Consider the following 26,908-nt stretch of genomic DNA (forward strand, 5'->3'; position numbering starts at 1 on the left):
CATTTCCTTCTTATTTCCGTACAACAGGAATCCACATCTCACCAAGTAATAAGTCATTTCGCTGCCCCATCTCTACTACTGCATTTGGTCCACCGACATAGGCGAAATTCTTTGCTTCAGGCAAGACTTGACCAAATGCAATACCAGTAAGCGTTTGATGCAATTCATCAGCGGTTTTAGCTTCCCCTTTAACGATTAGATATTCCCCTTTAGGGAATTGAATCACTCTGTCTGCTTCTGATAGATATTCCTCTGTCATGACCCCGACATAATGCATCAGCTTGTTATTTACCGCTTCGTTTACGATAAAAATATAGTCATTTGTGGCAATGGCTTTTAATGTGTCAAGCTTTCCTTCTTGATTGACTGCTTGCCAAAAGTCTGCTTTTTCCTTCGTTATGCCCGCATAGTCTGTGTAATGACTCTTAAGTTCAGTTCCAATACCTAACACGTTAAAGCTGTCTTTTTCTTCTAGTATATAATCTGTCATATTCTACACATCCTCTTCAAAAAATGAATCAAATGATTCTTTCTTTTCACTTGATAGGTATATAATAGGCTTAAACCATGTCAAAAAATGATACTGTTTAGGGGGAGCAGATGAAAAAAGTTGAACGGATTAATACCATCATGCGGTATATTAACAACCGCGCCAACTTTACAATTTCTGAAATCATGAGAGAATTTAATATCTCTCGTTCGACAGCAATTAGAGACATCAGAGAAATTGAAGCTATGGGGATGCCGCTTGTCGCAGAAGTCGGAAGGGACGGGGGATATTTTGTGATGAACAATTCTGTCCTGCCAACTGTTCGTTTTACCGATAATGAGATTAAAGCTCTTTTTATTGCCTTTATGGCCACGAGAAACCAACAACTCCCTTATTTAAAGAGTCGCCAGTCTTTAGCTGAAAAATTACTAGGACTCATCTCAGAAACCCAGCAAGATGACCTTGTTCTTTTAAATCGCCTCTTGCTATTTGAAGGGACCAACCCGAATAATCCTGACCTGCTTGATTTATCAGATCTCCCTCATCCCATGTTAGAAAAATTAATCCAACTGCTTATTTCGGATCGATATGTACTGATCACCATTAGAGAGGAGAAAGTGATAAAGTCCTATCCTATTTACCTCTTGAACCTTTATCGTGAAAAAAGCCTATGGCTGATTGAAGGCTTTGATTTAAAGGAAGAGAAGAAACGGATTTTGCCTGTCGACAATCTCACAGATGTAGAACCATGCTCTACAAATAATCGATTAAGTAGGAAAAAGATTTTAGAAAAGCTAAGTAAGCAGGAGGAAGTAATCAATCTTGTCCTTGAACTTGGTCCAAAGGCAATTGCACAGTTCAAAAAATACCATCCTTTAAGAATGTCAATTTCTTATACGAATCCTTACCAAACTACAGCCATTCTAAAGACTTTTATCAATGTTAATCATTCAGAAGAAATAACCGAAATAACAAATTGGATATTTTTCCTAGGTGAGGATATCAAGGTCAGGGAAATGCCGGTAGAAATCATGGAAGGTTTACAAGAGAGACTACTCCTATATTGTCCATAATCAATGCTGGTTAGACCTCATGATAGATACATGACGGTGAGCTGTACCATAAGTAAATGAGGGTTTTTTGATAAATTTTATGGAGAGGTGCCGTTTTGTTATCTGAATAGCTGTATGAACATTCATTGGGTGAATAGTTGTTTTTTATTCCTGCAATGAATTTGCTTTTTTGTTCAATCATAACAAAGAAAGTTACATTTAATAAATCAAATTCTTGAGGTTAGTTTTCTTTATAGGAAACTGACCTTTTTCATTGGCACAACTACATCTATTTTTACATTGAACAGCCATAAGTAGAAGCGGCTGGTTTTAACAATACAGACACGAACTTACGTACACTGACCAATAACCCCAGCATAAGGAACTTTAATCCCCCTTTTTGTAAAACCTCTAATTTATGGACAAACATTGAACTATATAAAGTCTCTACACTATTTTCAACCACAGATGATTAATCTTCTTCCATCATTGTATTTCTGAGAGTATGAAAAATTATTTTTTTCGGCATAATACCATTGATTTAATTTGAATACACGGAGGGTGAATTGAATGGATAATCAAAAATTAGCTGCCCATGAGTCCTTGGACTTACATGAAGTCATTAATTTTAAGACACTTTGTGTAGCGAAATCGAAATTAATGCAAGGACTGGTTTTTGATGATGATTTGAGAAATTTAATGAAAAAAGATGTTGAACAATCGATACAAGCGCTTGGACAGTTACAGGAAGTCTATAAACGAGCACCATTTGAAGCTCCTGTTCCTGAAAACCGCCCAACACCAACAGTAAACATGAAAGGAGTGCATATAAATTGAACAATGACTATTTAGACCCAATAAACTCCATACATGTACCTGAGCTTGCAGATACCACTTTTGCTATGGATCTCCTTCTTCGTGCAAAAGAAGGGGTTCGGAATATTGCTGTGGCATTAACCGAATCCGCATCACCTGATGTTAGGGCTCTTTTGCGGGATCAGCTAATGCAGGGGATTGCGATGCATCAGGAAATTACAGAACTGATGATTAATAAAAAGTGGTTCCATCCATACGAACTAAGTGAACAGTATAAACTAGATCAGCTCTCTGCCAATAATACGGTCATGATTGGCAAAATGAATCTATTCCCTGTGGAGACTAATAGAAAAGGTTTGTTTGCCCAGACACCTGATGAACATTCTGATAAACAATAACCAAGGAGGCTGTATAGAATGAAGGCTGTAACGTATCAAGGCATTAAAAACGTTGAAGTGAAGGAAGTTGAAGACCCAAAGATTCAAAAGCCTGATGACATGATCATTAAAGTAACCAGTACAGCTATCTGTGGTTCCGATTTACATCTAATACATGGGATGATTCCTAATCTGCAGGAAAACTATGTCATTGGTCATGAGCCAATGGGAATCGTTGAAGAAGTAGGACCAGAAGTTACGAAGCTGAAAAAAGGTGACCGTGTAATTATTCCATTTAACATTGCATGTGGTGAATGCTTTTACTGCCAAAACCATTTGGAGAGCCAATGTGATAATTCCAATGAAAACGGTGATATGGGAGGATATTTCGGATATGCAGGAATAACTGGCGGTCATCCAGGAGGGCAGGCAGAATATTTGCGGGTGCCTTTTGCTAACTTTACTCATTTCAAAATTCCTGAGTCGGTTGAAGAACCCGATGAAAAGCTTTCAGTCATTGCTGATGCGATGACCACTGCATTTTGGACTGTTGACAATGCGGGGGTAAAAAACGGAGATACAGTTATTGTGCTGGGCTGCGGTCCAGTAGGACTTTTTGCACAAAAATTTTGCTGGTTAAAAGGTGCAAAACGTGTGATTGCCGTTGATTATGTGGAATATCGTTTGCAGCATGCCAAACGTACGAACAACGTGGAAATCGTAAATTTTGAAAAATATGAGAATACAGGCATGCATCTGAAAGAAATGACAAAGGGTGGAGCAGATGTTGTCATTGATGCGGTAGGCATGGATGGAAAAATGACTGATATGGAATTTCTTGCAAGCGGCCTCAAACTTCATGCCGGAGCTTTTGGTGCGTTTATCATTGCGTCACAGGCCGTTCGAAAAGGCGGGACAATCCAAGTTACAGGTGTTTATGGCGGAAAATATAATGGATTCCCAATGGGTGATATTATGAACCGCAATGTTACCGTCAAGACGGGACAAGCCCCTGTGATACACTATATGCCATATATGTTTGAATTAGTTCAAACAGGCAAAATTGATCCGGGAGATGTAGTGACTCATGTTCTCCCGCTCAGTGAAGCCAAACGGGGCTATGAAATTTTTGACACAAGAACAGATAATTGTATAAAAGTCGTATTGAAACCATAAGAAGGAGGTTTTTATAAGTATGAATTACGCTTTACATGAAGTTCTTGAGATCCATGAAATGGCTGTATTTAAGACCACTTGTTTAACTAAATCCAAAACTTTGAAAGCCCTGGTTACGGATGAAAGGCTACAAGATATTATGCAGCAGGACATTGATGTGTCCAGTAGACAATTACAGGAATATTCTTCTATTTTATCTAACGCAAAGCAGCAGTGAGGAGATGAATAATATGAATCCAATTATTGAAAATTTAACTGGCATGAATGCACTCTCTGATCAAGTAATTGCCATGGATTTATTGATTTCAGCAAAAAGCGGAGTCAAAAATTATGCAATGGCAGTTACCGAATCAGGCACATCTGAAGTTAAAGAAATCCTAACCCGCCATTTAGTGGAGGCGATTGATATGCATGAGCAAATCTCTGCTTATTTGACAGAAAAAGGATACTATCACGCTTGGAATCCGAATGAACAATTCAATTTAGATGTTCAAAATATCAATACAGCATTAAATTTACCAACTCTATAAACAATGAAAGGAGGCTGACCCTTAGCCTCTTTCATTTTGACTTAAATTCGATTTTCACTGTCAGGGATATTTCCGCTCCAATAAAAGCAATAGAAAACTACCGATACCCCGCTATAAATGCGGTAATTTTTTATGCAGCAATTAATGGTTCACTGTTTCTTGGTACCGCAGCTTTGAAGATTGGAATCGCGAAGAAATAATTAAAAACGTTTCCGCAGCGCTTGCGGAAAAATGATTTAAAGCAAGTTGCGGTTCTGTTTGATTAATATCGCCAATTTTATCAGCAGCGTTCTAATGTAGAAGGTGCTTATCATTTTCTAGCGGAACAATACCGCAAACAAGAGTCTATTTTGTTTGTTGCAAAGCAAGGTGAAAAAAGCATTTTCATTTGCAAACGAAAAGGGGCACGATTTATCTGTTTAGAAACAGCGACTTCTAATATAAAAGCACAACAATTGTATGAAAAAATAGGGATGACAATAGATTCTTCAACCCAGCACTATATTTATTATTGGCATTGAATATAGAAGAATGAAGTTTTGGTATGGCAGAAAATTTAATATAACTCCGTCAAAAAGATGAATATGCTTTGTCAGAGACGGGGCACCAAGCTAAAATAGTAATGTACACTGAAATGATGAATGCGACAAATGACTGAACAGTGATTCCTATAGATTTTGACACGAAGGCAGTTAAATAAATACATTTTAGATAAAGGGGTTCATTTTATTGAATTCTTATGATGAAGATCTAATAAAGGATTTGGAATTAAAAGACCTGCTTAATTATGTCAAAGTACATAAAAATCCAAAAATTTATTTAGATTTAATAGAACAAAAATTTGATTTTGCTGGTTCAAAAATAAATTGGTTACAAACCAATAAACATCATAGTAAGAGCTCAAGTAATGAATCGTTACTTCCTGATGCTCTTCTATTTATAACTGAATTAAAAGAAAAATATTTAGCTAATGACTTACAAGTAATTTACATAGGGGATAACCTTACAGAGTTTGGGTACCAGTTTGAATTAAAACATTTAAAAGAGTTACTAGTCTATTTTTTAGATATCCCACAGCACCACTACTTTATATCGTTAGAAGGTGATTGGTGTATTTGTATTTCATTTGAAAACTATTTGGATTTCGGATTTAGTTTAAACCACAAATAATTTTGAGCGTCACGTATAGGAAAAATAAAAGATGATAAGAAGTGAAAAAACCTTGACTGGCTTTATACCATTCTAGGTTTTTTGCTTTTAAACAACTAAAAGAAGACAAAGGACTCTTTGTATACAAGCCTGAAAGCACACTCAAATGGTGTGTTTTTCTTATGAAAAGAGCACACAATCGCTGCACAGCATGTGCTGAAGACATTTGGGCTTCTTTGATGCATGTGAGTTGATTAGACTTATAACCAAAGGGGAAGAAAGGAGGAATTCCAACTGTACTTAACCAAAAGGGGCACGACTTTACTATCTATGCTGCTTCATACGACATCTTATCTATCAATAGAAGATTTACAGAATCGAATGAATGTCTCGACTCGAACCGTTTATGCTGAAATCAAACGAATGAATAGCTGGCTGAAAACTCATCAGCTTAGTGGTGTGCAGCGAAAAGGTCAACTTGGCTATTATTTAAATCCTCATGAAAAAGAAGTCATTATTCAAAAAGCTGACACCATTCTTATTGGTCAAGATTATGAACCATGTGTAAAAGAACGAAGGGCTATCTTGCTTTTATCCATTGCATGTAGCGAGCATTGCCTAAAAATTGATGATTTTATGAAGATGACAAAGGTGAGCCGAAATACATTACTTGAGGATATGAAACAACTAAAAGAAGCGCTTTCAAAGCAGGAGATCACACTCCGCTATCAATCAGCAAGCGGCTATGTGATATCAGGAGACGAAAGGGCCATTCGATTGGCACTCAAACCTTATATACATTTCATTCGCACAATGATCAAAAACGAAAAAACGTTTCCGTCGTTTTGGTTAAAGGGACCTATTTCATCCAAACGGGTACACCATCTCCTCCAGCAGTCAGAACAAGAACTTCAGCTTGAATTTGCAGATGAGATGCTGGATCAGCTCTCTTTGGATCTCTTTTTCTACTTCAAGCGAATGAAGCTAGGGCATGCTGTACACATTCCAAACGAAGAAAAGCGAACATTGCAGGAAACAGATGAATGCTTGGCTGCTATTCGTTTCATGGCGCAGATTCAAAAAGAGACCAGTCTCTTTGTTCATGATGATGAGATCTATTTTCTTAGCACCCTATGGCTCAGTGCCAAAAAACAAAAACTTCCATCAATTAAAAAACCAGAAGAACATCTCATTCGCACCATCGCCAGACAAATGATATTGGACTTTCAGAGATATGCTTGTATTTCCTTTCAAGAACCTAAAGCATTGGAGCAAAACTTAACAATGCATTTACTTCCAGCTTATTACAGGCTCATCTATCACATTGGAATGATCAACGAACTGACGGACTCTATAAAAAAAGCACAGCCAGAAGTGTTTGAAATTACTCAGAAAGTTGCGTGCCATTTAGAAAAGGCGGCCTGTTCAAAGTTGAGTGACCATGAAATTGCATATCTCGCCATGCATTTTGGCAGCTGGATGAGAAGAGAAGGAATTTCATCCATTGTAAGCCGTTCTGTATACATTGTCTGCGGAGAAGGAATTGGCACAAGTAACATGCTGAAAACTCAGCTTCTCGAATTAATCGGCTACATTGAAGTACGCGGACTGTTATCAAAGCGTGCATATGAAGAATTAGCAGCCGTTGATGCAGATTTCGTTGTGTCCACAACACCTATTTCGTTTAAAGGAAAACCAGTTCATCTCGTTCATCCTATTTTAACTGCCTATGAGAAAAAAACGATACTTCAATACGGGAAAGGCTCAGAAGCGAAGATTGACGAGCATCATGTAAACGCTTTATTCAACATCATTCAGCAGCATACCATCATACAAAATAAACAAGCACTGCTTCATGACATTCAGGAGCTGCTTCATCCCACATATGTATCCTATCAGAAAGGGTGGAACCCAGTGTTAAATGATTTATTAACAGAACAAACCATTCAGCTCCACCAAACAGCAGACACATGGCAAGAGGCGATTACAAAAGCGGCGCAGCCTTTACTTGATCAACATGCGATTAAACCCAGTTATGTGGAAGCCATGATTCAGTCTGTTCATCAAAATGGTCCTTATATTGTCATTGCACCACAAGTGGCCATCCCACATGCAAGGCCCGAGGACGGCGTGAACAACTTGAGCATGGCACTCATGTCATTCAAGCAGCCCATTTCGTTTTCAAAGGATGGAAAAAAGCAGGTGCGGCTCGTCATTGTGTTAGCGGCTATTGACAGCATGAGCCACCTGAAAGCACTCAAACAGCTGACCATGCTGTTAAGTGAAGAGAAACGGACGAAACAATTGATTGAAGCAGAAGATTTAGCATCGGTTCAAGAACTAATTGATCAATTTTCACAAGTATAAAGGAGGAAAAAGGCAATGAAAAAAATTCTTGTTGTGTGTGGAAACGGATTAGGAAGCAGCTTTATTGTAGAAATGAATGTCAAAAAAGCATTAGAAGAATTAGGTCTTATAGCTGAAGTGGATCATACCGATCTCAGTACAAGTAAAAATGAACAAGCAGATCTTTATATCGGAGCAGCTGATATTATTGACCAGCTGAATGACGGCACAAGAAATGTGGCTGGCTTAAATAATTTGTTAGACCAGAAAGCCATTAAAGACGTCCTTCGTCAACACATTTAAGTCATGAAAAAGGGGGATTCACATCATGATAGAACTGATCATGAACGATATATTGGGCACACCTGCCATTCTCATCGGTTTGTTTGCACTAGCCGGTTTACTTTTACAGAAAAAATCAGCCGCAGACACTGTGTCAGGCACCTTGAAAACAACCATGGGCTTCTTAATATTAGGGGCGGGTGCTACAGTCGTCTCTGATTCACTCGGGGTTTTTCGAAAGATGTTTGAAGCAGCCTTTCACATTCAAGGGGTTGTCCCAAATACAGATGCTATGGCCGCCATTGCTCAAAAGGAATTCGGTACACAGACAGCACTCATTATGATTTTTGGCATGCTGGTCAATTTGTTACTTGCAAGATTCACACCCTTTAAATACGTCTTTTTGACTGGTCACCACACGTTGTATATGGCAGCTATGCTCGCCGTCGTTCTCTCGACAGCCGGCATGCACGGGTGGCTACTCATCTCTACTGGTTCAATGATATTAGGAGCAGCTATGGTCATTGCCCCCGCAATCCTTCAGCCATTTACGAGGAAAGTCACCGGAAGCAATGATCTCGCGCTCGGACACTTTAGTACTTTCGGTTATTTTACTGCGGGAATGATCGGCAAATGGGTTGGTTCTCCAGAGAAATCAACGGAAACCATTCAAGTCCCTAAATCGCTCGGTTTTCTAAGAGATACCTCTGTTGCCATTTCAATTACGATGGCTTTGCTGTTTTTTGCGATTGCACCGTTTGCAGGAATTCCTTTTATAGAACAAATTAGCGGGGGCACGAACTTCGCTGTCTTCATTCTCATTCAGGCGATTACGTTTGCTGCTGGTGTGTACATTATTTTAGCAGGGGTACGGATGGCAATTGGCGAGATCGTGCCTGCGTTTAAAGGGATTGCCGATCGATTCGTGAAGGGGGCAAAGCCAGCACTTGATGCACCAACCGTTTTTCCATTTGCGCCAAATGCGGTCATTATCGGTTTTTTATGCAGCTTTGCAGGAGGCATCGTATCCATTTTTCTTTTACCTTTGTTTGGTTTAACTGTCATTGTCCCTGGTCTTGTCCCGCACTTTTTTTGCGGTGCTACAGCAGGAGTGTATGGCAATGCAACAGGAGGGGTAAGAGGTGCTGTCGCTGGGTCCTTTGTAAATGGATTGCTTCTTTCCTTTTTACCTGCTTGTTTGTTACCTGTGCTAGGAACCCTTGGATTTGAAGGAACAACATTTGGAGATACAGACTTTGGCATCATCGGAATCTTGATTGGAATGATCAAGTTTTTATTTCAGCTGTAAAAAGGAGGAGCCAGAGAATGACAGCCGTTTTTTCACCTTCACTGATGTGCATGGATTTAACTCACTTCCGTGAACAAATTCATCTTCTCAACACAAGAGCAGACCGGTACCATGTCGACGTAATGGATGGGCATTATGTGAAGAATATTACGTTATCACCCTTTTTCATTGAACAGCTGCGGAAACTAACAAATTTACCGATTGATGTTCATCTAATGGCCGAACACCCTCAGGAATTTTTAATCGATGCATGTATTGATGCAGGCGCAACGATGATTTGTTTACACCCAGAAGTCGTGCAAAAAGATGCCTTTCGAATCATCCGCCATATTCACAAAAGAAAATGTGAGGTTGGCTTTGTTCTAAATCCCACCACACCGGTTGCAGCATTAGATTCCTTTATTCATTTAATAGACAGAGTGACGATCATGACGATCGATCCAGGCTTTGCCGGACAGCCTTTTATTAAAAAAATGCTTCAGAAAATTAAACAGGTGAAAGATATCAAAAAACACGAAGGGTACTCGTTTTCAATTGAAGTAGACGGTTCTTGTAATGAGAGCACGTTCCGGCTGCTTGCTGAGGCTGGAAATGAAATCTACATCATCGGCACCTCAGGTTTATTTGGACTTCATAAAGAGCTCGACACCGCTTGGGAAACAATGAAGCAATTGTTTGCAAAAGAAACAGCCTCAATTGAATCACGTTAGTAAAAGAGGGGATAAAACTATCCTCTTTTTTTACGCAAATTTTACTAAAACATAATTCACTCACCAAAACTTACCCAAAAACAAAATAAAAATTGCAAATTGATAATTGAAAGCGCTTTACTAATATGTTATCCTTCAAATATCTTTAGTAAATATTTAGTCAAATAATGATGAGGAGTTTGCCTATGACTACACTCAAAGATATTGCTCATGATGCAAAAGTGTCCGTTTCCACTGTATCCCGTGTGTTAAATGGCGATCAAACACTTGCCGTTTCACACGCAACGAGACAAAACATCCTCGACATTGCTAAAAAGTTAAACTATACCCCAGTAAGAGCAAGAAAAGCCGATCAAGCAGAAGAGAAAAGTCCATCTGAATCCCTAGTCATCGGTGTCGTTGTCGCTCAATCCATTGACGAAGAATTAAATGATCCCTTTTTTTCATCGATTCGAAAAGGAATTGAAAAAGAATATGCCAAACAAGGCTTGTCCACTCTCCATACCTTTCGCCTAAGAAGCATGGATAAAGGGGCGATGCTAAAGGATATTGACGGTTTGATCGTCATTGGACGAATCAGCCCCGATACGGTTGAAAAAATGACAAATCGAATGGAACACATTGTTTTTATCAATCATTATGCGGATGAAGATTTGTATGATTGTGTACATGTGGACTTTGTCAGAGCGGCAGATCGCGCCATTCGTCATCTGCATTCTCTTGGCTATACACATCTAGGCTATATTGGCGGAAAAGAGCGGGAACATTATTTCGAAGGTAATGCTGTGATTGAGGACGAAAGACAAACGACGTTTATGAAAAGAATGCAGGAAGCGGGCGCTCTTCATATGGAAGACATCCACATTGGTGAATACTCCATGCAAGAAGGCTATACGCTTATGCAGCAAGCCATCAAAAAAGGAAAACTGCCGCAAGCCTTTTTCATTGGAAGTGACTCTATGGCAATCGGCGCAATGCGCGCTCTTCATGAAGCCGGTCTACACGTGCCTTCAGATGTATCCATTGTTGGATTTAACGACATTGAAGCCGCTTCATTTTCAAGCCCGCCGCTTACAACCGTCAAAGTATATACAGAAGAAATGGGGGAAGTCGGCCTGAAGCTTTTGCTTGAGAGAATAAACGGAAGAAAACTTCCTCTAAAAGTCGTCGTGCCAACAACACTCATCGAGCGAGGCAGTACATGTCTCATCCGTGAAAGGGGGTGAACCATAGATTTCAGCTAACAAAAAAGAGACAAAAAAGCAGAAAGCAAGCTGCTTAGCATGATGGCCAGATCATGCTGAACACAAGGCAGCCTGCCGCTATGCTCTCTTATCTCTTTGAAAAGAATAGAATTCCAGTATAATGGACTTCTTTTGTTTCCGCAACTGCATGAATTCTACCGATAATCGTCTGAATTTTCAGTGATCAAAAGGAGGAAACCATGAATAAAAAAATCATGATGCTGACTGCAGCCATTTTCTTGACCATGATGTTGTCTGCCTGCGGCAATAACGGCTCTTCTGAAGCAAATGGAAAGGTGACCTTGACGCTATTTTCAACGATGAGCAACAGCGGGGAAAGAAAAGCGTTTGAAGAAGTGATTCGTGAGTTTGAAAAGGAGCATGAGCAGATTCGAATCGATGCCAATTTCCCAGGCAACAGCTATGAAGATATGATCCGCGTCAAAATGGGGGCAAACGATATGCCAGACCTGTTTGATACACATGGCTGGGCCAAACTGCGCTATAGCGAGTATGTGGCTGATTTAAAAGAGATGGATTGGGTCAAACAGCTTGATCCTTCCCTCGACCAGATTTTAAAAGACAAAGATGGCAAAGTGTACGCCTATCCGCTGAATCAAGCAAAAGACGGGCTTAGCTTTAATGCCAATCTATTAAAGGAATATGGCATAGAAGTCCCTAGAACACTTGATGAACTCAAATCTGCTTTGCTGACAGTGAAAGAAAAAAGTAAAGGAGATGTTGTGCCGCTTTGGATACCAGGAGGAGATAACTCAAATATTGCCCAAGTCTTTGATGAGCTGGCGACGCCTTTATTAATCACCGATCAAAAGCATCAATACGGAAAAGAACTTGAAAATGGATCATTTGATTGGTCTCTATATACACCGCTTGCCAGGTTCATGAAAGATTTGAAGGATCAAGACCTTTTAAACAAGGATGTCCTGACAGCGAAACTATCTCAAGCGCCTGAGCTCATGGCACAAAATAAAATCGCCTTCACCTTTGTCGGAGGATCCTTAGGACCTGAAGCAACAGAGCTGAATTCATCGATCAAAGTAGGCACGATGCCTGTTCCAGCCATTCATGAGGGAGATAAACAAAGCTGGATTGGCGGAGAACGGTTTACTGTCGCTGCTTGGAAAGACTCCAAGCATCTAAAAGAAGCAAAACAATTCATCGATTTTTTAGCAAAACCTGAAAACGCAAAAAAAATCGCCGAGGGCACATCCTCTGAAACAGCTCTAAAACAAGTGAAAGCGAAAAACTATTACTCTACCTTTTACGATCAATACGAACAGGTGAAGATTGAACCGTATTTCGATCGAAAATACTTACCAAGCGGAATGTGGGCGGTCATGGCAACAACGGGTCAAGAATTATTAGCAGGCTCCATCACACCAGAACAGTTATCAAAGAAAATGGAAGAGGAATATAAGCGTTTGAAAAAACAATAGCCGATGGATGCTGAAACAGGAGTGAAGCCAATGAATGACATCACAAAAGCAAAGCAGCCAGCCGCATTCACCTCTTTACCAAAACAAAAGATACAAAAACGCCAGAATTCATCACTTTGGTGGATGTACATGCCAGCTGTTCTCGTCGTCAGTACCTTTATCATTTATCCTTTTTTGAACGGCATTCAGCTTTCTTTTACGAATTGGAACGGTTTCTCACAAACTTATCAATGGATTGGTCTTGGGCAATATGGGCGGCTGCTTCAGGATCAGGCGACATGGCTTGTTGTCAAAAACACGCTTCTCTATGGAATTGGGAGTACCATTTTACAAAATATCATCGGACTTGGGTATGCTCTCTTATTAAATCAAAGCTTAAAGATGAAAGCCATCACAAGAACGGTCATCTATTTACCTGTCATGATCAGCCCGATTGCGATGGGCTATATTTGGTATTTTGTGTTTGCTTACCAAGGCGGTGCCTTAAATGATGTGGTGACGTTTTTTGGATTTGATCAAATGAATGCGCTCGGCAACCCGCAATTCAACACATGGATTATTGTGCTTGTCAACACATATCAATTCGTCGGGATTGCGATGATCATTTATTTAGCAGGACTTCAAAGTATTCCTAAGGATTATTATGAAGCGGCACAATTAGACGGCGCATCAAGCCTCCAGCAATTTAGGCGGATCACACTGCCGCTGCTTATGCCGTCGATCACCATTAATGTTGTGCTGAATGTCATTGGCGGACTCAAGCTCTTTGATGTCATTGTGGCACTCACGGGCGGGGGACCTGGAGATTCCTCGCAATCCATGTCGACCTTTATGTATGATCTGTATTTCAAACGTCAAGATGCAGGCTATGCAGCAACGCAAGGAGTTTTCATGGCAGTCATCATCCTTGTCATTAGTGTCGCAGCGCTGATTTATTTCAAACGAAAGGAGACCGAGGTGTGATGGATAACGCCTATAGACAGAAGAAAAGATGGTACTCCTTCCTCGCACTATTGATCACATTGCTACACCTGATTCCATTTTATATTTTGGTGACGACATCATTAAAGGGGATAGGAGATTTTAGTTCAAAATGGCTGTTTCCGAAAGCGATTCATCTTGAAAACTTCCGCACAGCATGGACAGAGGCTCAGCTTGGCCAGTCCTTTTTGAATACAGTGATCATTACGTTCAGCTCCGCTGTATTGCTCATTATGTTTGGATCTCTTGCAGCCTATCCGCTTGCAAGAAGGAACACAAAACTGAATAAAGCAGTCTATGTTTTATTTATTGCCATTATGGTCATTCCACCGCTCACAGCCCTTGTCCCGCTCTATAAAATGGTCGTTCAAATCGGGATGATGAACACCTATCAAATTGCGATTCTAAACAATGTGGCTGCTTTTTTGCCGCTGACGATTTTCTTATACGCAGGCTTTATCCGGTCGACAATTCCAAAGGAGCTTGAAGAAGCTGCCCGTATTGATGGAGCAGGGACACTCAGAGTTTTTTTCACTGTCGTTTTTCCGCTTTTGAAGCCCATTACCGCTTCTGTATTAATCATTGCCTGCGTGTATATTTGGAACGACTATCAATTTGCTATCTTTTTTTTGCAAGATAAAGAGATGCATACACTCACAGTCGCCTTATCCCATTTCTTTGGTCAAAATCAGCATCAGCTTCAGCTCGTTGGGGCGGCTGCACTCATTGCGATGCTGCCAATGGTCACGATGTTTTTACTTTTGCAAAAATATTTTATCGCAGGGCTTTCACAAGGCTCTGTCAAAGGCTAGCCCAATATGGATGTGAAAAGGAGAGTCGTCTATGTCTAAAATTACATTTATCGGTGCAGGGAGTACCGTGTTTGCTAAAAATATATTAGGAGATTGTCTGTTTGTTCCCGCCCTTGCAGGCTTTGAATTCGCATTATATGATATCGACCACAACCGGCTGAAAGAATCAGAAACGATGCTCCTGCATTTAAAAGCAAATTACGGTGCAAATGTGACCATTCAGTCCTATCACAACAGGAAAGAAGCCTTACAGGATGCGAAATATGTCATCAATGCCATCCAGGTTGGAGGCTATCGGCCAAGTACTGTCATTGATTTTGAAATACCTAAAAAATACGGATTAAGACAAACGATTGCGGATACGGTAGGGATCGGCGGCATCTTCCGCTCCCTTCGAACGATTCCTGTCATGCTTGACTTTGCAAAGGATATGGAAGAGGTTTGCCCAAATGCTTTATTGTTAAATTACACGAATCCAATGGCCACACTGACAGGTGCGATGCTGCGCTATACTCAGGTTCAAACGGTTGGTCTCTGTCATAGTGTGCAGGTGTGTACAAAGGACCTATTTGAATCTCTTGAAATGGAACATGAAGACATTGAAGAAAAAATTGCCGGCATTAACCATATGGCATGGTTATTAGAGGTAAAACGGGACGGAAAAGACTTGTATCCAGAAATCAAAAGACGAGCAAAAGAAAAGCAGCAATCACGGCATCATGATATGGTTCGTTTTGAACTGATGGATAAATTCGGCTACTATGTCACAGAATCCTCAGAGCATAATGCCGAATACCATCCATATTTCATCAAATCACGGTACCCAGAACTAATCGGTCAGTTTAACATTCCGCTTGATGAATACCCGAGACGCTGCGAGGAACAAATCAACAATTGGAATACAATGAAGCATGACCTTGTGGGGAACACACAGATCACACATACCCGCTCTAAAGAATATGGTTCACGTATCATTGAAGCCATCGAAACAAATGTTGCCTTTAAATTTGGCGGAAATGTTCTGAATACTGGCAGGCTCATTGACAACCTGCCTGAAAAAGCCTGTGTAGAAGTACCGTGTGTGGCAGATCGAGGCGGCATCATGCCATGCTATGTCGGAGAGATCCCTGAACAATTGGCTGGACTCAATCGATCCAATATCAGTTCACAGCTGATGACGATTGAAGCAGCAATCAGCGGTAAAAGAGAACACATTTATCAAGCGGCTTTACTGGATCCACACACAAGCGCTGAACTATCAATTGATGACACCATTCAATTATGTGACGAACTCATTGAAGCACATGGAGAGATGCTGCCAAATTATATAGAACCAAATCAATATGCCGCATCAACCAAATAACAGAAATAAACCAGCCTCTACCTGATGCACCGCGCATCAGGTTTTTCTTATGAAGCAAAAAGAGGATTGACTGAGACCCATTTTAATATTATGATTTTTCTAAAGTTACCCAATAGTTAATCAAAAACATATCATGAAATTTCGGTATTCTAGTGTTAAATGTCACAAACAAACCAATCTGTGTTGAACAAGAGCCTGACTAAAGCGGTTTATCATAACGTAAACCAAAACTGCCGTTTGATTTGACAAAGAGTGTATACAGATGAATGCCCATTAGATGAGACAATGACGATACATACACACCCTTTAAGCATGACATTTTTTAACAAAGAGGAGAGAGGGAACATGACCAAAACAGATGTACAAACGTTGAAAAATTATATTGGCGGACAATGGATTGAGGCGGAAACAAGTCAGACAGAGGCAGTGTATAACCCAGCTACTGGCGAAATCATCGCGGAAGTGCCGCTTTCAACAAAAACAGATGTCGAACGCGCGGTACAAGCAGCACAAGAAGCGTTTACTACTTGGTCTAAGACAGCTGTTCCCCGGCGTGCACGCATTTTATTTAAATACCAGCAGTTACTCGTTGAGAACTGGGATGAGCTGGCTGAACTCGTAACGATTGAAAACGGAAAAAGTGTAACTGAGGCAAAAGGAGAAGTTCAGCGCGGGATTGAATGTGTGGAATTTGCTGCGGGCGCACCAACCTTAATGATGGGAAAACAGCTGCCAGATATTGCGACTGGACTTGAATCAGGCATGTACCGCTATCCAATTGGCGTCATCGGCGGCATTACGCCATTTAACTTTCCAATGATGGTGCCTTGCTGGATGTTCCCGCTTGCCATTGCCTGCGGAAATACGTTTGTTTTAAAACCTTCAGAACGAACGCCTATTCTTGCGGCAAGGTTAGCAGAGCTGTTTGAAGAAGCGGGTCTTCCAAAAGGTGTTCTCAACATTGTCAATGGGGCTCACGATGTCGTCAACGGCCTGCTTGAACATCAAAAGGTCAAAGCCATATCTTTTGTCGGCTCTCAGCCAGTCGCAGAATATGTCTATAAAAAAGGAACAGAGCATGGCAAACGTGTCCAAGCACTTGCAGGCGCAAAGAATCACTCCATTGTCCTCAAAGATGCGGATTTAGACGCGGCAACGAAACAAATCATCGGGGCTGCCTTCGGCTCAGCAGGAGAGCGCTGCATGGCCGCAGCCGTTGTCGCAGTGGAAGAAGAAGTGGCTGAAGAGTTGATTCAAAAATTAGTTGATGAATCAAACGAACTCGTCATTGGAAACGGGATCAATGAAGACGTCTTTCTTGGTCCAGTCATTCGAAAGGAACATAAAGAACGAACGCTTCAATACATCCAATCAGGGATTGAAGAAGGAGCAAGCCTCATTCGTGATGGCCGGCAAGATCACGAAACAAATGGAGAAGGGTATTTCGTCGGACCGACAATCTTTGATCATGTCACAAATCAAATGAAAATTTGGCAGGACGAGATTTTCGCCCCAGTCTTATCAATTGTCCGTGTTTCTTCATTAGCAGAAGCAATCGACCTGTCCAACCAATCAAAATTTGCGAACGGTGCCTGCCTGTATACAGACAGTGCATCAAGCATAAGAGAATTTCGCGAAAACATTGAAGCGGGCATGCTTGGCGTAAACATCGGTGTACCCGCACCAATGGCATTCTTCCCGTTTTCCGGCTGGAAGGATTCTTTCTACGGAGACTTGCATGCCAATGGAACTGACGGAGTAGAGTTTTACACAAGAAAGAAAATGGTCACCGCTCGTTATATTTAAACATGCAATGATTCATAAGGAGAAAAAATGCAGCCCCAGCTTGGGAGACTGCATTTTTTGTTGTCTTCTAGTCAAAAAGTAAGGGTTTTCATTGTGATTCCAGCAAGGATTTGCACTAGAAATCATTCTTTCTATTCATTCTTCATCAGTCCCTATCAACATATTTTGAAATTGGGCCCAAACCCCAATATTAGGAAGATGAAAACAGGAGGAAATGAAACGATGAGGACGAGGATGAAGTGCGGCGTTGGTTTATTGATTTTTGCTTTGGTACTGAGTTGTTTACCGGTATATGATGCGAGTGCGGCAAGCACAACAATTGCAAAACGTGTAGGAAATGCAAACCCGCTCATAGACCACCACTTGGGCGCTGATCCGTTTGCGCTCACCTATAACGGAAGAGTGTACATTTATATGTCGAGTGATGACTATGAATATCACAGCAACGGAACGATTAAGGATAATTCTTTTGCCAATTTGAATAGGGTCTTCGTCATCTCTTCAGCAGATATGGTGAACTGGACAGATCATGGCGCGATTCCAGTAGCCGGAGCAAATGGGGCAAATGGCGGCAGAGGAATTGCTAAATGGGCAGGTGCTTCCTGGGCTCCATCAGCGGCGGTGAAAAAAATCAATGGGAAGGATAAATTTTTCCTTTATTTCGCGAACAGCGGCGGAGGGATTGGCGTTCTTACAGCAGATTCCCCAATCGGTCCATGGACAGATCCTATCGGAAAAGCGCTTGTCACGCCAAATACACCAGGAATGGCCGGGGTTGTATGGCTGTTTGATCCAGCCGTCTTTGTAGATGATGACGGCACTGGTTATTTATATGCCGGCGGAGGCGTTCCAGGCGGTTCTAATCCAACGCAGGGACAATGGGCCAATCCTAAAACAGCAAGAGTATTAAAACTTGGGCCTGATATGACAAGTGTTGTGGGCAGCGCCTCGACCATTGATGCTCCTTTTATGTTTGAAGATTCCGGTATGCATAAGTATAACGGAACCTATTATTATTCCTATTGCATTAACTTTGGCGGCTCCCACCCTGCAGATAAACCACCTGGTGAGATCGGTTATATGACGAGCTCAAGTCCGATGGGTCCCTTTACGTATAGAGGGCACTTCCTGAAAAATCCGGGTGCATTTTTCGGGGGAGGCGGTAACAACCATCATGCTGTGTTCAATTTTAAAAACGAGTGGTATGTCGTATATCATACCCAAACAGTCAGCTCTGCCTTATATGGAGCAGGAAGAGGCTACAGATCTCCGCACATTAATAAGCTTGTGCATAATGCTGACGGCTCCCTTCAAGAGGTAGCAGCCAATTATGAAGGCGTCAAACAGCTATCCAATCTGAATCCATATCAGCGGGTAGAAGCTGAAACATTTGCTTGGAATGGACGCATTTTAACAGAGGCATCCTCAGCCCCAGGCGGACCGGTCAATAACCAGCATGTCACAAACATTCAAAACGGAGATTGGGTGGCTGCCAGTAACGTCGATTTCGGATCAAGCGGCGCAAGAACATTTAAAGCGAATGTAGCATCAAATGCAGGCGGCAAAATAGAAGTACGCCTCGGAAGCCCTGACGGCAGACTCGTCGGAACACTAAATGTCCCTTCCACAGGCGGACCGAACAACTGGCGAGAAGTAGAAACGACAGTAAATGGAGCAGCTGGCGTACACAACGTATTTTTTGTCTTCACAGGAACAGGTGCAAACCTATTTCAATTTGATTCCTGGCGGTTTACTCAATAACAAAAGATGAGAAAATGATAGGAGAGTGGAAAAATTTGATGTCAATGATCAAAAAACCAATCTGCACTTTATTGGTCTGCTTCACCATGCTGTCTGTCATGTTCATCGGACCTTTCGTGACTGAAGTTTCAGCAGCAGATGCCAATATTAATATCAATGCGGAAAGACAAGTGATTCGCGGATTTGGTGGAATGAACCACCCGGCTTGGATTGGGGATTTGACCGCACCTCAAAGGGAAACCGCCTTTGGCAATGGGCAGAATCAATTAGGATTTTCCATTCTAAGAATTTTTGTAGATGAGAACAGAAATAATTGGCACAGAGAGGTCGCCACTGCCAAAAGAGCAATAGAGCATGGAGCTTTAGTGATCGCTTCACCTTGGAATCCTCCAAGCCAAATGGTGGAGACCTTCAACCGTAATGGTACAACTGCAAAACGGCTAAGATACAATCAATACGCCGCATATGCTCAGCATCTGAACGATTTTGTGACGTATATGAAAAATAATGGCGTCAATCTCTATGCGATATCAGTACAAAACGAGCCCGATTATGCACATGAATGGACATGGTGGACTCCTCAGGAAATCCTGCGTTTCATGAGAGAAAATGCCGGCTCCATTAATGCCCGTGTAATTGCGCCAGAATCCTTTCAATACCTTAAAAATATATCAGATCCTATCTTAAATGATCCGCAGGCGCTTGGAAATATGGACATTCTCGGAGCCCATTTGTACGGAACCCAAATCAGCCAGCTTCCGTATCCTCTGTTCAAACAAAAAGGAGGGGGGAAGGAGCTTTGGATGACAGAGGTCTACTACCCGAATAGCGATAACAATTCAGCCGACCGCTGGCCTGAAGCATTAGGAGTTTCAGAGCATATTCACCATTCGATGGTAGAAGGGGACTTTCAGGCATATGTTTGGTGGTACATCCGCAGATCCTACGGCCCTATGAAGGAAGACGGCATGATCAGCAAACGCGGTTACAACATGGCGCATTTCTCCAAATTTGTACGCCCTGGATACATCAGGATTGATGCAACGAAAAGTCCTGAACCAAATGTTTTCGTATCTGCCTACAAAGGAAACAATCAGGTCGTCATTGTCGCGATTAACAAAAACAATACAGGAGTCAATCAGCACTTTGTGATGCAAAATGGAACTGCTTCGCAAGCGTCAAGATGGATTACGAGCAGCAACAGCAACCTTCAGCCGGGTACAGACTTAAATATATCAGGTAATCAATTTTGGGCTCATCTCCCGGCTCAAAGTGTGACAACTTTTGTGGTCAAACGCTAAAATGAATTGAATCACCAAAAGCCAATTTTCTTTTAAAATGAGAAAATTGGCTTTTTTTATGCAAGTAGGAAGTCGATTTTTCACTATGTACTCACATTGGGTATAATAATAACAATGACTTCAGGAGAGTGATCAATGTATGCCCAAGCATCAAAGCAAAGTATTAATGATCGATGACGAAAAAGAAATTTTGGAATTAATCAACACAGTATTAACAAGAGAAGGCATTGATCGTGTCATAACAGCTTCAACTGCCCGTGAGGGGCTCACGAAATTCCATCAAGAACAACCCGATCTTGTCATACTTGATATTATGCTGCCAGACGGTGAAGGCTATGATATTTGCAGGCAAATTAGAGAGACCTCCCATGTTCCAATTATTTTTTTATCAGCAAAGGGAGAGGAATCAGACAAAATTGTAGGACTTGCCATCGGCGGGGATGACTACATTACAAAACCGTTCAGCCCAAAGGAAGTCGCCTACCGGGTGAAAGCGCAGCTAAGACGGGTCTCATACTTGCAGTCATCTCAAGCCGATCCCGTGATTAAAAAAGGGCCGTTTGAGTTAAACGAGCAGCTAGCAGAACTGACTAAAAATGGCGAGGCAATTGAGCTCACGCCAAAAGAGCTTCTGCTTATGTCCTATTTCTTGCAGCACCCGAACCGCATCATCAGTAAAGAAACGCTTTATCAAACCGTTTGGGGAGAAGACTTCTTCGGTTCTGACAATACAGTGATGGTTCATATCCGAAGACTTCGGGAAAAAATAGAGAATTCCCCGTCAACACCAGAGTTTCTCGTCACAGTCAAAGGGCTTGGGTATAAATTTGTTGTAAAGGATGCGTAAGGATGAAATGGCGATTAACAGGCAGGTATATGGTCTCTGTCATTATCGTGACCATAATCACGGTCTTTATCAACTTATTCGTATTTATGATTTGGCTTGTACTTCAGGCAAACAGCCAGCATAACGAGGAAAATACGCCCGAAACCTTCACAAGATCATTTGAACAATACGTCTCTTTTTCTGATCAAGGAATAACCGTAAACAAAGAAGGGCAGAAAGCTTTAAAACAACAGAATGCATGGATTCAAATTTTAGACGAAAATGGACAAGACGTGTATCATGCGCATGCACCTAAAGGATTAAAGAACAAATATACACCAATAGAAATCGTGAACTTACATAAATATAAAGATAAGCAATTATTTTCGACCATTTTTGCTGGCGGAAAAAAAGTAAAAGACAAAGAATACAGCTACTTTATCGGATATAAAGACCCTTCTATCGGAAAATACCTATTCTCGTTCGACACGAAGGACTTAGTGACAAAATTCAATATCGGAACGATGATTTTATTATCAATTGATGCCATCATAGCGTTACTCATTGATTACTTATTCAGCCGGCAGCTCACAAAACCGCTCGGCCGTGCCATTCATGGCATCCAGCGGCTGGCAAACGGAGATTACACGACAAATCTGCCTGCTAAAGGAATTTATAAAGATGTCTTTTATAATGTCAATCACTTATCAGAGCAGCTCGCTTCAAGCAAGAAAGAAAAAGACAAATTAGAGCAAATACGGGAAGAATGGATCACCCATATTTCTCATGATATTAAAACGCCGCTAGCTTCTATTCAAGGCTATGCAGAAATCATCAAAGATCCAAAGTATCCCCTTTCAAAGCAAGACATCAGACATTACGCAGGCATCATTGAGAATAAATCACTTTATATCAAAGATGTCATGGAGGATCTGAATTTAACGACCAGGCTGAAAAATAACGGCGTCATGCTCAATAAAGAGCTAGTCAACATTGTGTCACTGCTGCGGGAAACGTTCATTGATATTTTAAACGATTCAAGATATGCTGATCAGACGATTGAGCTTCAAACGAATGAAGACAAGCTCATGCTGAATATTGATAAAATCCTCATTCGAAGAGCAATTACCAATCTTATTTTAAATGCCCTCGTTCACAATGATTCTGATGTGACAATCATTGTACAGCTTGAACAAAAAGAACATACCCACATCACGATTAAAGACAACGGCAAAGGAATCGAAGAGGCAGAGCTGGAAAAAGTGTTTGACCGCTATTATAGAGGGACGAACACAGGAGTTTCGCATGCAGGCTCTGGTCTTGGGATGGCCATTGCAAAGGATATTATCGTCAAGCACGGCGGGGATATCACGATCCGCAGCAGTGTAGGGAAAGGAACAACAATTGATATCCAACTACCAGCATAAAAACATACAAAAAACGGTTCTGATCAACAACAGAACCGTTTTTTTACCTATTATTTATTCTGAAAACACTTTGATGCCTTTGACAATGTTCCAAATGAAGAAGTAGATGGCAACAAGGAATGTCACTGCATATGTCGCAATTAAGAAAGGCCCCGCATGGCTGATATCTTTCATACCAAGTAAACCTGAACCAAGGATGCCAATACCAAAAATCAAATAAGGAATGACATGCGTCCATAATGATTTTTTCGCATGATATTTCACTTCGTCCTGACCTAAGAAATAGACGATAATTGGGAACAAAAATGGTGCGAAAAAGATACTAAAGTAACATAATGAAGACAAGACTTTATTTTCTCTCAAAACGTTTCACCTCTATGATTTATTGACTACTACAAACACATTGTACTACCTCAACCTTAACCTGTATTAATCTGAACCTTACAGCAACCTTAAAAATGTTTACCTTTTAAAACGCTTCAGAATTGACATCAACATCTCTTGACCTTGAAGTATAGTTCAACCTTTATAATGTAAATATAGAAAGACAAAATCACGAAAAAGGAGTAACGATGGAGTTGATGACTAGAGGAGAACTTGCCAAAAAAACAGGAGTAAGTCCTGCCGCAATTCGTTACTATGAAGAGCACAACATATTACCTGCTCCAAGACGACGTTCAAACGGTTACAGATTCTATACAGACGACTATGTTGTGAAAATTCAATTGATCAAAGATGCGAAAACGCTCGGTTATTCATTAAAGGAAATAGCTGAAATTATGGACATGCTAAGTCAAGACATAGACCTTGATACCCTAAGACAAATTGTCCATCTTAAACATGAAGAAATTGAAAAGAAAATTAAAAGCCTTCGTCTCATTCAAGACCTTTTATCTAACTTATTAAAAACCCCTGAAAAAAAAGTACAAGTCTACCTGGAATCATTTCGTGTTCCGAAGCAGGATGATCAATAAACCTATTGGGTGAAGGAGAGAAAAAAATGAGTGTAGAAATGTATCGTGGTGAACGTTCTAAAGAAAGTATTCAATTTGAAACATTATTCGCTTCGCAAAGTAATAAAGAGAGTTTTTCTAGTATCGAACAGACAAAAAAATTTCTTGAGCAAAAAGGAATTGAAAATACGCAGCCTTATGCTATTGGGGATGATGTGAAGTTAATCAGTGATGTACAAGAGCAGACATTCGAAGGCATGCAAGTTTTCACATTGAATGAACAAGCATCACAAAATCAAAAAGTCATTCTCTATCTACATGGTGGCGCATGGACAAATCAGCCTTTGAATGTCCATTGGTTGTTCATGGATAAATTGGCGCAATCACTAGGTGCGAAAGTAGTCGCTCCTATTTACCTAAAAGTACCTCATTATAGCAACCAGGATACGTATCCGAAAATGCTTAACCTATATAAAGACCTTCTGAAAACTGCCGGAAGTGCCAATCAATTGACGATCATGGGAGATTCAGCTGGGGGAAACATCTCACTTGGTCTTGCGCACCTTTTAAAGAAAGAGGATCTGCCGCAGCCGAAGGATATCGTGTTACTATCTGCGTGCGTGGATATGAGCATGAGCAACCCTCTCATATTTGAATATGCAAAAAAGGATCCGATTCTAGGTCATGAAGGAATGGAAGTCATCACAAAAATGTGGGCAGCTGATCAAAGTCTCACAGACCCATTGATTAGTCCCATTTACGGTGACTTTAAAGGGCTCGGGAAGATCACTCATTTTATCGGAACACATGATATGTTATATCCAGATGCCATAAAGCTCGATGAAAAACTATCAGAACAAGGAATGGACATCAAAACCTTTGTTTATCCTGAAATGCTGCATGTGTTTGTTGTCATGCCAATTCCAGAAGCGGCAGATGCTCTGAAGAAAATCATTCAAGTGATCAATCGTTAGGGATTCAGTTCACACCTAGAAAGGGTACATGTTCTGATGTAAATAGGCGAAAAGGCTGCTTATTTGAAAGCAGCCTTTTTCAATTGAATATGAAATACATTCAGAATGGCAATTCACTACAGATTAAACGGTCTTTTGGCTGGTTTGTAAAGGAGAGTGAAGTTCGGTTCATCACCTCATGTTTGGTATAATACATACGAGCAGTGAGGCGAAAGGGGGAACGCAATGAAAACGTTTGATCTATCACAAGAAGATATCGAATTAATAGACGAAGCAAAAAAGAAGATTATCAGTCTTTATGAAGATGACAGGCATCATGTAGGGGCAGCGATCCGCATGAAAACAGGAGAAATCATATCAGCTGTCCATATAGAAGCCTATATCGGACGGGTAACTGTTTGTGCAGAAGCCATTGCGATTGGTAGCGCTTTATCTAATGGATACAAAGATTTTGATACAATTGTTGCAGTGAGACACCCTTATTCAGATGAAAAAGATAGAAGAATTAGGGTAGTCAGCCCTTGTGGCATCTGCCGAGAGCTCATTTCAGACTTTGGACCAACGTGTTTTGTCATCCTTGATATGGATGGGGAGCTAGTCAAGGTGAAAATCGAAGAACTCATTCCGCTCAAATATACTCGAAGCTGATGTACCACATAAAGATAAAGTAGGAAAAGGAATGTAGCAAATATTACATGTGATCCTTGCTACATCCAAGATGACTGAAAAATCGTTCAACAAAAGCGGCCCCATGTATTTTCTCCATATATTTCGTGTTAAAAATATACTGTTCCATTTGTTCAAGCTTCCGCAGACTCCGCACTAGTATTTTCCGATCATGGTCAGACAGAGTAGGATCATCATCTATCTTCTCTAAGGCCTTTTTCACTCGTACAGATACATGTTCAACATATAAATGGTGTTTGGATGCTGGCGGAATACATGCCGCTAGGTCACAGCCTATAAAACGAACACCATCAAGGGTGCAGTTTTCAAAATTGGCGATCAGCTTTTGTTTGCCATTTCCCTCAAACGTTATTTCTATTAGCTTACCAGCAAAAGTACAATTGACGATGTTCGCTGCCTGTAAAACACGGTCATTGAATCTACAATTAGAGAAAGTACAATCGATAAACGTAGCATTCTCCAATGTCATTCCCCTCATATCGCAGGAAGAAAATTCGCAATTGGTGAAGACGGCTTCGTTTTTGCCAATGCCCACAGAGCGCAAGTCTGAATGACTAAAAGTACAATGATCAATCGTACTACCGGCAAAAAATCTCGCATTCGTCAGATCACACGTATCAAATACAAGATGATCCAAGTGACAGCTCAAAAAAATAGGAGAACAAACATTTGAGTTGATGATTGTCGTTCTGCTGATTGTTTCGTTTTCATACCTGGCAACATCAGAAAATGTTTCGTTGTCTACTGATATACCAGACTCAATTCTTCTCATCGCTATCACCCTATCATTTCCACAGAATTTTTCACATTCATGATGTCCATTCAGCCAGTTCATTTTCTCTTAGCGCTTGTCTTTGACTCAAGATTATATCACAAAACGATATGCGTTTAATGGACCTTTTGTGATATGAGGAATGTCAGAATTAATATCAAAGATTTTCGCATTGATGTCTATTATGCCAAAGCTAGTGATTCGTTTAGAGTGCATATCGTGATATGTTTCAGCAGTCTCTTTTGTTTTGAATAAGTAGATTCCCTATCGGGGTCAGCTTGTATACATTCTTTGACTGAACACTAAG

The 26,908-nt window shown here is 40.8% G+C and carries 28 protein-coding genes; 24 read left to right on the forward strand and 4 right to left on the reverse strand.

Annotated elements, in window-relative coordinates:
* Positions 1–10: 10 nt before the first annotated feature.
* Positions 11–490 carry a GyrI-like domain-containing protein gene (locus ACLGGR_RS00235; RefSeq protein ID WP_410972276.1) on the reverse strand — a complete coding sequence of 160 codons (480 nt, stop codon included), beginning with the start codon at positions 488–490 and terminating at the stop codon, positions 11–13.
* Between the two features lie 110 nt (positions 491–600).
* Here ACLGGR_RS00235 and ACLGGR_RS00240 point away from each other — a divergent pair, with 110 nt between their 5' ends.
* From ACLGGR_RS00240 to ACLGGR_RS00340, 21 genes are all read left to right on the forward strand, one after another.
* Positions 601–1,563, forward strand: a complete 963-nt coding sequence (locus ACLGGR_RS00240; protein ID WP_142944964.1) for a helix-turn-helix transcriptional regulator — start codon at positions 601–603, stop codon at positions 1,561–1,563.
* A gap of 549 nt (positions 1,564–2,112) precedes the next feature.
* A complete protein-coding gene (locus ACLGGR_RS00245) occupies positions 2,113–2,379 on the forward strand; it encodes a spore gernimation protein GerQ (RefSeq protein WP_142944963.1) in 267 nt (88 codons plus the stop codon).
* Entirely contained in the window at positions 2,376–2,756 is a 381-nt protein-coding gene (locus ACLGGR_RS00250; RefSeq protein WP_142944962.1) for a spore coat protein, read from the forward strand. The genes ACLGGR_RS00245 and ACLGGR_RS00250 overlap by 4 nt, the downstream gene beginning before the upstream one ends.
* Before the next feature lie 18 nt (positions 2,757–2,774).
* Positions 2,775–3,911 carry a zinc-dependent alcohol dehydrogenase gene (locus ACLGGR_RS00255; protein ID WP_142944961.1) on the forward strand — a complete coding sequence of 379 codons (1,137 nt, stop codon included), beginning with the start codon at positions 2,775–2,777 and terminating at the stop codon, positions 3,909–3,911.
* Between the two features lie 19 nt (positions 3,912–3,930).
* On the forward strand, positions 3,931–4,128 hold the full coding sequence (locus ACLGGR_RS00260) for a hypothetical protein (RefSeq protein WP_410972277.1): 198 nt from the start codon (positions 3,931–3,933) through the stop codon (positions 4,126–4,128).
* Positions 4,129–4,141: 13 nt separating this feature from the next.
* A complete protein-coding gene (locus ACLGGR_RS00265; protein ID WP_410972278.1) occupies positions 4,142–4,441 on the forward strand; it encodes a spore coat protein in 300 nt (99 codons plus the stop codon).
* 729 nt (positions 4,442–5,170) lie between these two features.
* On the forward strand, positions 5,171–5,611 hold the full coding sequence (locus ACLGGR_RS00270; RefSeq protein ID WP_142944958.1) for a rhs-associated protein: 441 nt from the start codon (positions 5,171–5,173) through the stop codon (positions 5,609–5,611).
* A gap of 273 nt (positions 5,612–5,884) precedes the next feature.
* Complete coding sequence (locus tag ACLGGR_RS00275) at positions 5,885–7,957, forward strand: BglG family transcription antiterminator (RefSeq protein WP_410972604.1); 2,073 nt, start codon at positions 5,885–5,887, stop codon at positions 7,955–7,957.
* A gap of 15 nt (positions 7,958–7,972) precedes the next feature.
* Positions 7,973–8,239, forward strand: coding sequence for a PTS sugar transporter subunit IIB (locus tag ACLGGR_RS00280; RefSeq protein WP_047203175.1), 267 nt, complete (start codon positions 7,973–7,975; stop codon positions 8,237–8,239).
* Between the two features lie 25 nt (positions 8,240–8,264).
* Positions 8,265–9,527, forward strand: coding sequence for a PTS ascorbate transporter subunit IIC (gene ulaA / locus ACLGGR_RS00285; protein WP_228279904.1), 1,263 nt, complete (start codon positions 8,265–8,267; stop codon positions 9,525–9,527).
* Between the two features lie 17 nt (positions 9,528–9,544).
* Positions 9,545–10,237 carry a D-allulose 6-phosphate 3-epimerase gene (gene alsE / locus ACLGGR_RS00290; RefSeq protein ID WP_251215315.1) on the forward strand — a complete coding sequence of 231 codons (693 nt, stop codon included), beginning with the start codon at positions 9,545–9,547 and terminating at the stop codon, positions 10,235–10,237.
* Between the two features lie 185 nt (positions 10,238–10,422).
* On the forward strand, positions 10,423–11,463 hold the full coding sequence (locus ACLGGR_RS00295) for a LacI family DNA-binding transcriptional regulator (RefSeq protein ID WP_410972279.1): 1,041 nt from the start codon (positions 10,423–10,425) through the stop codon (positions 11,461–11,463).
* 218 nt (positions 11,464–11,681) lie between these two features.
* A complete protein-coding gene (locus ACLGGR_RS00300) occupies positions 11,682–12,938 on the forward strand; it encodes an ABC transporter substrate-binding protein (RefSeq protein WP_142944953.1) in 1,257 nt (418 codons plus the stop codon).
* A gap of 30 nt (positions 12,939–12,968) precedes the next feature.
* Positions 12,969–13,901, forward strand: a complete 933-nt coding sequence (locus ACLGGR_RS00305; protein ID WP_410972280.1) for a carbohydrate ABC transporter permease — start codon at positions 12,969–12,971, stop codon at positions 13,899–13,901.
* Complete coding sequence (locus tag ACLGGR_RS00310; RefSeq protein ID WP_410972281.1) at positions 13,901–14,731, forward strand: carbohydrate ABC transporter permease; 831 nt, start codon at positions 13,901–13,903, stop codon at positions 14,729–14,731. The genes ACLGGR_RS00305 and ACLGGR_RS00310 overlap by 1 nt, the downstream gene beginning before the upstream one ends.
* Positions 14,732–14,762: 31 nt before the next feature.
* Entirely contained in the window at positions 14,763–16,094 is a 1,332-nt protein-coding gene (melA, locus tag ACLGGR_RS00315) for an alpha-glucosidase/alpha-galactosidase (protein ID WP_410972282.1), read from the forward strand.
* A 345-nt stretch (positions 16,095–16,439) separates the two neighbouring features.
* A complete protein-coding gene (locus ACLGGR_RS00320) occupies positions 16,440–17,900 on the forward strand; it encodes a CoA-acylating methylmalonate-semialdehyde dehydrogenase (protein WP_410972283.1) in 1,461 nt (486 codons plus the stop codon).
* A 222-nt stretch (positions 17,901–18,122) separates the two neighbouring features.
* Positions 18,123–19,661, forward strand: coding sequence for a glycoside hydrolase family 43 protein (locus ACLGGR_RS00325; protein WP_410972284.1), 1,539 nt, complete (start codon positions 18,123–18,125; stop codon positions 19,659–19,661).
* 35 nt (positions 19,662–19,696) lie between these two features.
* Entirely contained in the window at positions 19,697–20,962 is a 1,266-nt protein-coding gene (gene xynC, locus ACLGGR_RS00330) for a glucuronoarabinoxylan endo-1,4-beta-xylanase XynC (protein WP_410972285.1), read from the forward strand.
* 139 nt (positions 20,963–21,101) lie between these two features.
* Positions 21,102–21,809 carry a response regulator transcription factor gene (locus tag ACLGGR_RS00335; RefSeq protein ID WP_323650350.1) on the forward strand — a complete coding sequence of 236 codons (708 nt, stop codon included), beginning with the start codon at positions 21,102–21,104 and terminating at the stop codon, positions 21,807–21,809.
* Positions 21,810–21,811: 2 nt separating this feature from the next.
* Positions 21,812–23,215: a sensor histidine kinase gene (locus ACLGGR_RS00340; RefSeq protein WP_410972286.1), complete on the forward strand. Its 1,404-nt coding sequence runs from the start codon at positions 21,812–21,814 to the stop codon at positions 23,213–23,215.
* A gap of 54 nt (positions 23,216–23,269) precedes the next feature.
* On the opposite strand, the gene ACLGGR_RS00345 is transcribed toward ACLGGR_RS00340, so the two are convergent.
* Complete coding sequence (locus tag ACLGGR_RS00345; RefSeq protein WP_025093214.1) at positions 23,270–23,578, reverse strand: magnetosome magnetite crystal formation protein family; 309 nt, start codon at positions 23,576–23,578, stop codon at positions 23,270–23,272.
* Between the two features lie 209 nt (positions 23,579–23,787).
* Here ACLGGR_RS00345 and ACLGGR_RS00350 point away from each other — a divergent pair, with 209 nt between their 5' ends.
* From ACLGGR_RS00350 to ACLGGR_RS00360, 3 genes are all read left to right on the forward strand, one after another.
* Positions 23,788–24,189 (forward strand): MerR family transcriptional regulator, encoded by a 402-nt coding sequence (locus tag ACLGGR_RS00350; protein ID WP_017367349.1) that lies wholly within the window; start codon positions 23,788–23,790, stop codon positions 24,187–24,189.
* A gap of 26 nt (positions 24,190–24,215) precedes the next feature.
* Positions 24,216–25,142 carry an alpha/beta hydrolase gene (locus tag ACLGGR_RS00355; RefSeq protein WP_323650343.1) on the forward strand — a complete coding sequence of 309 codons (927 nt, stop codon included), beginning with the start codon at positions 24,216–24,218 and terminating at the stop codon, positions 25,140–25,142.
* A 225-nt stretch (positions 25,143–25,367) separates the two neighbouring features.
* Entirely contained in the window at positions 25,368–25,790 is a 423-nt protein-coding gene (locus tag ACLGGR_RS00360; RefSeq protein WP_073414115.1) for a cytidine deaminase, read from the forward strand.
* A 43-nt stretch (positions 25,791–25,833) separates the two neighbouring features.
* Here ACLGGR_RS00360 and ACLGGR_RS00365 read toward each other — a convergent pair whose 3' ends face one another.
* Positions 25,834–26,601 (reverse strand): pentapeptide repeat-containing protein, encoded by a 768-nt coding sequence (locus ACLGGR_RS00365; RefSeq protein WP_251215326.1) that lies wholly within the window; start codon positions 26,599–26,601, stop codon positions 25,834–25,836.
* A gap of 93 nt (positions 26,602–26,694) precedes the next feature.
* Entirely contained in the window at positions 26,695–26,862 is a 168-nt protein-coding gene (locus tag ACLGGR_RS00370; protein ID WP_268872926.1) for a YdhR family protein, read from the reverse strand.
* Between the last annotated feature and the right edge of the window lie 46 nt (positions 26,863–26,908).

The organism is Bacillus sp. BD48 (assembly GCF_046566805.1).
Lineage (GTDB): Bacteria > Bacillota > Bacilli > Bacillales > Bacillaceae > Bacillus > Bacillus safensis.

What these genes read in the sequence shown, in the direction of transcription:
- ACLGGR_RS00235 (WP_410972276.1), bottom strand. Translation starts at nt 490, where the DNA reads ATGACAGATTATATACTAGAAGAAAAAGACAGCTTTAACGTGTTAGGT.
- ACLGGR_RS00240 (WP_142944964.1), top strand. Translation starts at nt 601, where the DNA reads ATGAAAAAAGTTGAACGGATTAATACCATCATGCGGTATATTAACAAC.
- ACLGGR_RS00245 (WP_142944963.1), top strand. Translation starts at nt 2,113, where the DNA reads ATGGATAATCAAAAATTAGCTGCCCATGAGTCCTTGGACTTACATGAA.
- ACLGGR_RS00255 (WP_142944961.1), top strand. Translation starts at nt 2,775, where the DNA reads ATGAAGGCTGTAACGTATCAAGGCATTAAAAACGTTGAAGTGAAGGAA.
- ACLGGR_RS00260 (WP_410972277.1), top strand. Translation starts at nt 3,931, where the DNA reads ATGAATTACGCTTTACATGAAGTTCTTGAGATCCATGAAATGGCTGTA.
- ACLGGR_RS00265 (WP_410972278.1), top strand. Translation starts at nt 4,142, where the DNA reads ATGAATCCAATTATTGAAAATTTAACTGGCATGAATGCACTCTCTGAT.
- ACLGGR_RS00280 (WP_047203175.1), top strand. Translation starts at nt 7,973, where the DNA reads ATGAAAAAAATTCTTGTTGTGTGTGGAAACGGATTAGGAAGCAGCTTT.
- ulaA (WP_228279904.1), top strand. Translation starts at nt 8,265, where the DNA reads ATGATAGAACTGATCATGAACGATATATTGGGCACACCTGCCATTCTC.
- alsE (WP_251215315.1), top strand. Translation starts at nt 9,545, where the DNA reads ATGACAGCCGTTTTTTCACCTTCACTGATGTGCATGGATTTAACTCAC.
- ACLGGR_RS00295 (WP_410972279.1), top strand. Translation starts at nt 10,423, where the DNA reads ATGACTACACTCAAAGATATTGCTCATGATGCAAAAGTGTCCGTTTCC.
- ACLGGR_RS00300 (WP_142944953.1), top strand. Translation starts at nt 11,682, where the DNA reads ATGAATAAAAAAATCATGATGCTGACTGCAGCCATTTTCTTGACCATG.
- ACLGGR_RS00305 (WP_410972280.1), top strand. Translation starts at nt 12,969, where the DNA reads ATGAATGACATCACAAAAGCAAAGCAGCCAGCCGCATTCACCTCTTTA.
- ACLGGR_RS00310 (WP_410972281.1), top strand. Translation starts at nt 13,901, where the DNA reads ATGGATAACGCCTATAGACAGAAGAAAAGATGGTACTCCTTCCTCGCA.
- melA (WP_410972282.1), top strand. Translation starts at nt 14,763, where the DNA reads ATGTCTAAAATTACATTTATCGGTGCAGGGAGTACCGTGTTTGCTAAA.
- ACLGGR_RS00320 (WP_410972283.1), top strand. Translation starts at nt 16,440, where the DNA reads ATGACCAAAACAGATGTACAAACGTTGAAAAATTATATTGGCGGACAA.
- ACLGGR_RS00325 (WP_410972284.1), top strand. Translation starts at nt 18,123, where the DNA reads ATGAGGACGAGGATGAAGTGCGGCGTTGGTTTATTGATTTTTGCTTTG.
- ACLGGR_RS00335 (WP_323650350.1), top strand. Translation starts at nt 21,102, where the DNA reads ATGCCCAAGCATCAAAGCAAAGTATTAATGATCGATGACGAAAAAGAA.
- ACLGGR_RS00340 (WP_410972286.1), top strand. Translation starts at nt 21,812, where the DNA reads ATGAAATGGCGATTAACAGGCAGGTATATGGTCTCTGTCATTATCGTG.
- ACLGGR_RS00350 (WP_017367349.1), top strand. Translation starts at nt 23,788, where the DNA reads ATGGAGTTGATGACTAGAGGAGAACTTGCCAAAAAAACAGGAGTAAGT.
- ACLGGR_RS00355 (WP_323650343.1), top strand. Translation starts at nt 24,216, where the DNA reads ATGAGTGTAGAAATGTATCGTGGTGAACGTTCTAAAGAAAGTATTCAA.
- ACLGGR_RS00360 (WP_073414115.1), top strand. Translation starts at nt 25,368, where the DNA reads ATGAAAACGTTTGATCTATCACAAGAAGATATCGAATTAATAGACGAA.
- ACLGGR_RS00365 (WP_251215326.1), bottom strand. Translation starts at nt 26,601, where the DNA reads ATGAGAAGAATTGAGTCTGGTATATCAGTAGACAACGAAACATTTTCT.